This window comes from bacterium (assembly GCA_022616075.1).
Taxonomy (GTDB): domain Bacteria; phylum Acidobacteriota; class HRBIN11; order JAKEFK01; family JAKEFK01; genus JAKEFK01.
The window spans coordinates 1-5,905 of record JAKEFK010000291.1; the positions used below are offsets into that span (position 1 = coordinate 1).

Consider the following 5,905-nt stretch of genomic DNA (forward strand, 5'->3'; position numbering starts at 1 on the left):
GATCGCCTGGAACTGCATGTAAGGTGCTGGAAGGACAGATGAAGTCGCTCGTCACCATTAGATTAGTTTCAGGACGAACGGAAATACCATGTGGATTAAAACCCGCATCCGGCGGATTGACAGGATGCTCGGCAACTACTTCTAAATTTTTGCCAAGCTCAACAACTCTGCCCGGATGATGCCCCTTGGCCCCACCCATCATGGTAATGAGAAACCCTCCGCTGGCCAAAGAGTAAAATTCGTCAGTGATTGCAGATTGTGGCGGGTCTGCAGCTGAAAGATATTTCGGCGCCTGAGGACGCGATACATCGAAGAAAAAGATTTCGTTTTGACCTTTCAAAACACTGAGAAGTCCACCACAGGCAAGAATTTTTCCATCAGAAGAGAGTCCAACATGATGAGGCTCGTTGCCAATTGCGCCAGGATTGGGAACGGGAACCGTTGTGATCACTTTTCCATATTCGCGCGAAGAAAAGTCCATGTTAACTACGGCAAGAAAATCGGGATTCTTGTGAGCTTGATCACTGGCCCAAACAAACATGTATTTTTCCGTGTCTCCTGTTTTTGCAATAGCCGCCAGGACTGCCACTGTAATAAACAGAAGACCCGCAGAGACTAAAAAGGTTTTCCATTCAACTTTTCTCATGTTATTCCTTCCCCCATTATTCTTTCTAATCCAATTTAGAGAGCGCTAGACATGCCGAGTACTAACCAAGGGTAGGATTTCTTAGCTAACTTTCGATAGCGGGAAGAGATCAATCCTGTTGAATGATGCCGCGCTTCAGCGCTGTCGTTGCAGCCTGCGTACGGTCACTGACACCCATTTTTGTAAGAATCGTGTTCACATAACCTTTGACGGTGCCTTCGGTGGTGTGAAGCGTAGCAGCAATTTCTTTATTGCTCAAACCTTTCACAATCAGTTTCAGCACCTCCATTTCCCTGGGTGTCAGTTCTGTCATCGGAATTCTTTCTGCCAGAGTCGCCGCAACATCTTCGGGAATGCGCCATTGTCCGGAATGAACCGCACGAATTGTATCCAGCAATACGTTTGTAGAAACGGTTTTTAAAAGGTAAGAGCGCGCGCCCGCTTGTAAAGCCCGATGGATTAGTTCGTCTCCGCTATAGGATGTAAGGACGATAATGCGTGCGTTTGGAAATTGCTTTCGAATTTCTGCCGTTGCACCGATTGCATCGAGTCCCGGCATCCTCAGATCCAGCAAAGCGACATCGGGTCTATGTTCACGGAACCGCAGGATTGTTTCCTGACCATTGCTTGCTTCGGCAACGACCGTCATATCGGTTTGAGCCTTGATCACTGCTGAAAGTCCTTCCCGCACAATCGGATGGTCATCGGCAATTAAAATGCGTATCGGCTTTTCCGTTTTCATGAATGCTCTTCTTGTCAGCTTCTGCAGAGGGTCGGCCACTCGGGAAATGGATGTTCCGTGTTGAAGACAGTATACAATAATCCGAGAATAGGCCGAAAAATTGCTGGTAGTCGAAAATTTTCTACCAAGACTTCTCTTCTTTCAGCCGCTCTCGTGTCCAGTGCTTTAAAGACTTAATGCTTGGAGTTCACAAGCATAAGGAACAAAAATTGAGGTGCCATCCTGCCCAAAATCAGGGTAATCCCCTCATTGATCTATGAAACGCCAAGCGTTCATATTCAAGTTGCTGGGTGCTTACTCTGCAAACGAACGGAGGTGCCACCATGATCCACAAGATATTTGTTATAGCCGGTTGTTTTGTATTGATCCTTTTGTGCAATCGGCCTGTACGGTCCGCAGAAACAACTGCCGCAGATATAGCGCTACGCCATCTTGCTGAGCAACGACAGGCGCTTGGGTTAACAGAGGCGGACATCGCGGACGTGGTGGTGAGCGATTATTACACCAGCGATCATACAGGTGTGACTCACGTGTATTTGCGCCAACGGTATCAGGGAATCGAAGTGTTCTCCGGCAACTGCAATATCAATCTCGCACCGGATGGTACCCTCTTGAGTCTTGGTTCGGACATGGTGCCGAACCTTGCTCGTCCGTGAACGGAACGACACCGCTACTCAGTCCGATTGTTGCTGCTGAAGCGGGTGCGGCCGCACTCGGTCTCATTTTGCTGGAGCCTTTGCAGATTATCGAACAAAGTAATACCGCGGCCCGGAACGTTTTGCTAAGTGATGGTGGCATCGGGTTGAGCCCTATTCCCGGAAAGCTTGTTTATCAACCGGTGGACGGCGCGGTTCGTCTTGCCTGGAATTTCGAGATTGAAGAGTCGACCGCGCAGCATTGGTGGAGCATTCGTGTCGATGCGCAGACAGGCGAGCTGCTCTCTAAACATGATCTAGCAGATAACGACAATTTCTCTGTTCCATCAACAACGCTGGATTCCGGCGATTCAACTTCGAGCGCAGCCACAGCAGTTGCGGACGGCTCCGGCTATCGGGTCTTCGCGATTCCGCTGGAAAGTCCAAATCACGGACCGCGATCACTTGTGACAAATCCTGCGGATGATACGGCTTCCCCCTTCGGCTGGCATGATACAAATGGAGCTGCCGGAGCGGAATTTACAATTACGCGTGGCAATAATGCTCATGCTTATGCAGACACTGTCGGCGATGGTGTGCCGGATCCGCTCAGCGAACCGGAAGGAGGACCGGGGCTGCAATTTGATTTTGAATTCGACCCGTCTGATCAGCCAATCGATTATCGACTGTTCGCTGTGACAAATCTTTTTTACTGGAACAACATTCTCCATGACGTTTTTTATAGCTATGGTTTCACGGAGGCGGCAGGGAATTTCCAGGTGAACAATTATGGACGCGGCGGCGCAGGCAATGATGATGTTCGCGCGGAAGCTCAGGATGGAACTCCGTTGTTGGTTGCAGCACCTCTAAACAATGCAAATTTCTCCACTCCCGCTGACGGTTCACGTCCGCGGATGCAGATGTATCTGTGGCAGCCGGCTTATCCGAATGCGGTAACAGTCAATCCACCTTCAGCAATCAGCGGCAATTATGACGCAACCGATGCGCAGTTTGGCGCACCGGTACCACCATCAGGAATCACTGCAAATGTCGCTCTGGTCAACGATGGTGCCGGCAATACTATTGACGCATGCGAGCCACTGATCGGGTTTCCTCCAGCTTCCATCGCCCTACTAGAACGGGGCACCTGCTCGTTTACGACAAAAGTGCTGAACGCGCAAAATGCAGGCGCTATCGCCGTAATCGTCTTCAACAACGTTCCCGGCGGACCGGCGCTTCGAATGGGGTTTGCCACAACGCCCACCCCCGATACCAATGTAGCTCGAATCATTATTCCATCGGTCATGGTGTCAAATAGCGATGGGCAGCGGTTCCGTGCAAACCTGCCTTTCAGTACAACAGTCCGGCGAAAGACGGAAGTGGAGCCGCTTCGTGACGGCGATCTCGACAGCGGAATTATCGCGCATGAGTACGGACATGGCATAAGTAATCGTCTCACAGGAGGTCGTTTAAATGTGAACTGCCTTAGTAATCAGGAGCAGATGGGAGAAGGCTGGAGTGATTTTATCGGCCTCGTGCTTACAGCTCGAATGGGAGATACGGCAACACAGAACCGCGGAATTGGAACTTATGCTCTTTATCAACCTACTGATGGTTTTGGCATCCGTCCCACACCTTACACGACCGATATGTCTGTTAACCCTGCCACCTATGACGCTATCAAAACGGCTGCAGTCCCGCATGGAGTTGGGTATGTTTGGGCATCCATGCTGTGGGAGGTCTACTGGAATTTAGTGAATCGTTACGGCTTTAATCCGGATGTTTACGGCAACTGGGCAACAGCAGGAAATAACCTCGCTATCCAGCTTGTAGTCGATGGTATGAAGCTGCAGAAGTGCAGCCCCGGCTTCGTTGATGGTCGTAACGCGATATTGCTCGCAGATCAAGTGCTCACCGCTGGCGCGAACCAGTGCTCGATTTGGAGCGGCTTCGCGAAACGAGGACTCGGAAAAAGCGCCATTCAAGGAAGTTCAGCCAGCGTGGCCGATGGAACGCAGGCTTTTGACGTACCGCCGGAGTGCCTGGTTGGAATCGCGGTAAATCCACCGAGCATGATTGCTTCTCAAATCGCCAATTCGATTACCTCTCAGACATTGGGCATTCAAAATGGCAGCGCTGGAGGTGGCCCAAATCTCACATGGTCGATTACCGACGCAGTCGACGACTGCTCATCCCCCTCCGATCTTTCGTGGGTAAGCGTTTCCGAATCGAGCGGCACGACTTCTCCTGGCAGTCAATCAAACGTGAATGTAACTTTCAGCTCCAACGGATTATCGGCTCCGGCCACACGGACCGGAAAGCTCTGCGTTTCGAGTAATGATCCGTCGAATCCATTAGTAGAAGTTCCGCTCACACTGAATGTTATTTACAATTTTCAAGGATTCTTCGGCAGCGTAAAGAATCCACCGAAGCTCAACCGCGTCAAGGCCGGTTCAACAGTCCCAGTAGTGTTCAGTCTTTCCGGAAACCAGGGTACCGATATCTTCGCATCTGGATTTCCTTCCTCTCACCAGATGGACTGTGACACTCAAGCTCCTTTGGATTCACCCGAACCAACGCTTCCTGCCGGCAACGGTCTTTCCTACGATCCAACTACAGATCGCTATACGTATCGCTGGAAGACTCAGGGTGATTGGCTCTCCGGAAGCTGCCGCGAGCTAACAGTTAAACTCAATGATGGCACTACTCATCGCGCCTTCTTCCGCTTTGATTAGCGTGAAGGAATAGTACGAAACCTTAATGTGCGGATACGTAGAGAGCGCTAAAGTAGCGTTGTATATTTAGCCGCGGAATTTCCAGAGTTTTTCGTAGGCGACCACGGGTGAGTACAAATTGATGTCGAAATCTTCAACATCGGGCCGCGCGAAACAATACATTTGTTCGTGAAAAAGGGGCAGCAACAACGCCTTCCTTTCTATGATCTCTTCTATTTCTCGATAAATCTCATGCCTGGTGGAAGAATCCATTTCCATGCGCCCGCGTTCTATGAGTTGATCGATCTCAGTCAATCCGCAGAGTTTTCCGATGAATCCTTTTTCCGTGTGCAACAAAAAGACAAATGAATCGGCATCCGGATAATCGCTGATCCACCTAGTCAAATTGCAATCGGCTTTCGCAAGAGTGGAAGCTTGATTGACATGATCGTCCGCAAAACCCGAATAGGGTCCCTGGTACACGGAGTTCAGGAAGCAGCTAACATCCAGATCATTGACCAGTTGTGTGAAAGGATGGTAAGCGTGTCTGAGTAAATTTTTTTCGTAGCCCAACAGTCCAGGAGGAATCAGAGATTCGGCAGGAATGGCGAGTCTTCCGACCGTTTTTCTGACCATCGATTCCGTATCCAGCGAATGGATCAATTCCCGCCGCAACTGTTCGTCTCTAAAGGGGCCTTTGTGGATATTGAAAGCGAAATAATAAGTGGAGAGGCGTGGAGTTTCTTTGTATTTGATGCCCGATTCCGATTCATGCCGCAGCGCTTCCACATCGGAAGGAAACAGGTCCCAAGCCAAAGAGAATTGTCCGGAGCGAAACCCTGCCAGGATCTCTGAAATAGAAACCCCGAAAGTGAAAATCAATCTGTCGCATTTCGGATATCCCTTTTTCCAATAATCGGGATTTGCTTCTAATTCAACACGGCGGCCGGGATCGAAGTTTGAAACGCGGAAAGGTCCCGTGCCGACCGGCTTTGCAGTAAATGTTTCCGAGCCTTCCGGAACAATGGAGGTTAGAGGATGCGCCAGAAGAGTTGGAAAAAAGGAACACCTTCTCCTCTTTATGCCGACACTCGTTGCCCATTGCGGGCAAACAAATATCAAAAGTGAGGCCATCAGCGCAGATCTTCCAATCTCTCTCGCTACGGAC

The 5,905-nt window shown here is 50.0% G+C and carries 5 protein-coding genes; 2 read left to right on the top strand and 3 right to left on the bottom strand.

The window, feature by feature from the left end:
* Both L0156_23535 and L0156_23540 read right to left on the bottom strand, forming a co-directional pair.
* On the bottom strand, nt 1-646 hold a 646-nt coding region (locus tag L0156_23535), incomplete at its 3' end, for a selenium-binding family protein (GenBank protein ID MCI0605970.1).
* A 109-nt stretch (nt 647-755) separates the two neighbouring features.
* Nucleotides 756-1,388, bottom strand: a complete 633-nt coding sequence (locus L0156_23540; protein ID MCI0605971.1) for a response regulator transcription factor — start codon at nt 1,386-1,388, stop codon at nt 756-758.
* Between the two features lie 323 nt (nt 1,389-1,711).
* Here L0156_23540 and L0156_23545 point away from each other — a divergent pair, with 323 nt between their 5' ends.
* Nucleotides 1,712-2,044 carry a hypothetical protein gene (locus L0156_23545; protein MCI0605972.1) on the top strand — a complete coding sequence of 111 codons (333 nt, stop codon included), beginning with the start codon at nt 1,712-1,714 and terminating at the stop codon, nt 2,042-2,044.
* Nucleotides 2,041-4,758, top strand: a complete 2,718-nt coding sequence (locus L0156_23550) for a M36 family metallopeptidase (GenBank protein MCI0605973.1) — start codon at nt 2,041-2,043, stop codon at nt 4,756-4,758. The genes L0156_23545 and L0156_23550 overlap by 4 nt, the downstream gene beginning before the upstream one ends.
* Nucleotides 4,759-4,824: 66 nt before the next feature.
* On the opposite strand, the gene L0156_23555 is transcribed toward L0156_23550, so the two are convergent.
* Nucleotides 4,825-5,905 (bottom strand): ABC transporter substrate-binding protein (locus L0156_23555; GenBank protein MCI0605974.1); only part of this gene is annotated, 1,081 nt, incomplete at its 5' end.